The 1,673-nt window shown below is 69.0% G+C and carries 2 protein-coding genes; both read right to left on the bottom strand.

Annotation, left to right across the window (positions count from 1 at the left end; genetic code table 11):
• Nucleotides 1–109 precede the first annotated feature (109 nt).
• Nucleotides 110–943: a transposase family protein gene (locus ACH4J0_RS43170; protein WP_360430979.1), complete on the bottom strand. Its 834-nt coding sequence runs from the start codon at nucleotides 941–943 to the stop codon at nucleotides 110–112.
• A 58-nt stretch (nucleotides 944–1,001) separates the two neighbouring features.
• Complete coding sequence (locus ACH4J0_RS43165) at nucleotides 1,002–1,457, bottom strand: hypothetical protein (protein ID WP_396246657.1); 456 nt, start codon at nucleotides 1,455–1,457, stop codon at nucleotides 1,002–1,004.
• Nucleotides 1,458–1,673 lie beyond the last annotated feature (216 nt).

The raw sequence follows: 1,673 nt of genomic DNA, 5'->3' as shown, positions 1-1,673 counted from the left end.
CCAGTGAGGAGTTTTCATCCTGAGAACCGCAGTTCACGGGGGCTGGCGTGAGTTGGAGGCGGGGTGCTCGGGCTGGTCGGGGGCGTGATCGCGGTCGGGTGATCGTCCGTCAGCGGGAGATCTCCGCGTTCGTCAGCACGAGCAGGGCCCGCAGGAGCGCGGTCGCGTGCCGGACGTTCATCCGGACCTTGGTCAAGATCCTCCAGTTCTTCAGGTCGGCGAAGCCGTGCTCGTTCGCCGCTCGTTCGCGGCTGACCAGCCGGTTCGCCTCTTTTTGCGCCGCGGTCAGCGGATGACCCCGGGTCGCCCTGCGGCCGGTGACGATCACAGCGTCATCGGGGTCGTCGTCCAGGCCGACGAAGCCCAGATCCGTCAGAGCCCCGAGCCCCGCTTCCCGCAGGTGCGCGGTGAGCTTGTTGTGGCGGGCGGCGGTGATCTCGCTGGAACGGCCCGGCTTCGCGGCCGAGATCCAGATCAGGTTGCCCTTCTCATCGGTGAGCGCGAGGAACAGCAGGCCGTGGGCCTTGTGCTTGCCGGAATAGTTGGGCCGGTTCTCGTCCCCGGTGCGTCTGCGGGTGCGGACCAGTGTGCCGTCCAGCAGTACGACGACCCCACCCTTTCGGGCGATCTTCTTCAGGGCGCGGTCCAGGCGCGGGGCGCGGGCCGCGAGCAGTGCGATCACTTCCAGCAGCCAGCGGCGCACCGTGGAGGCGGAGACGTCATTGCCGCCGGCCATGTCGCAAAGCCGCTGGTCATGCCGCAGGACGGCGAGCACGATCACGGCGATCCGCCCGGGGCCCAGCTTGCGCCAGCGAGAGTGGATCTTCTTCAGGTGGCCGCGAATCAGGTCCGCGACCATGTTCACGGTCGCGCTCGACAGCGGCAGGCGGCACTGGTAGACAAACCCTTCAGGGCCCTCGGCGGGGCTGGTCTTCTTTCGCATGGAATCCCCAACTCCCGTCGGGGGCCCATGCGTTACGCCAAGATTCAGCCGAGGCCGGTCATGCGGCCGGCAGGGGTGGGGCGGTGAAGCGACCAGCGGGGGTGCGGTGCAGCCAGCCCCGGTCCGCCAGGCGCTTGAGCTTGTCGCGGACCGGCTCGACCTGCCCGGGTCCGGTGCCCCTGCCGAGCTTGACGCTGACGTCCTTGGCCGGAACCGGCTCCGACACTGCGGTCACGATCTTCATGATCACCTGGTAGTCCGCAGGCAGCGCGCCAGTGTCCATGCCGTCCTCGCGGTGCGGGACCAGCAGCATCCCGCCCGCGCCGGGCGAGGTCGTGACCCGCTCGAACTCCTCGGTCATGGCCGGGTCGTCGGTCGTCCCGGCCCGCTGGGCGTCGGCGAACTGCCCGAACACCACCTCCGCGGCCTCCAGCCGGGCGACCTCGGCGTCGATCTCGGCGAGCTCCTTGCGCAGCCGCTCGGCACGGTCGGCCAGCACTACCCGACGCTGCATCACCCACACCAACACATCCGCCACGAGCAGCCCCTTCCCGCGTCTCTCCCTACGGAGCGTATGAGGCGGCACTGGGGCGGCGGAGTGATTCCGGCGAAGCCATCACGCGGCAGACGATCACCTGCTAGCGATCACGCCGCTGACCGGCACAAGCACCTCACCCTCGCCCCACGCCAGCCCCGTGACCTGCAACTTCAGGTTGGAAAATCCTCAGTG

The organism is Kitasatospora sp. NPDC017646 (assembly GCF_044329365.1).
Classification (GTDB): Bacteria; Actinomycetota; Actinomycetes; order Streptomycetales; family Streptomycetaceae; genus Kitasatospora.
The sequence above is the reverse complement of the archived record's forward strand: the minus strand, read 5'-3'. Positions and strand labels throughout refer to the sequence as shown.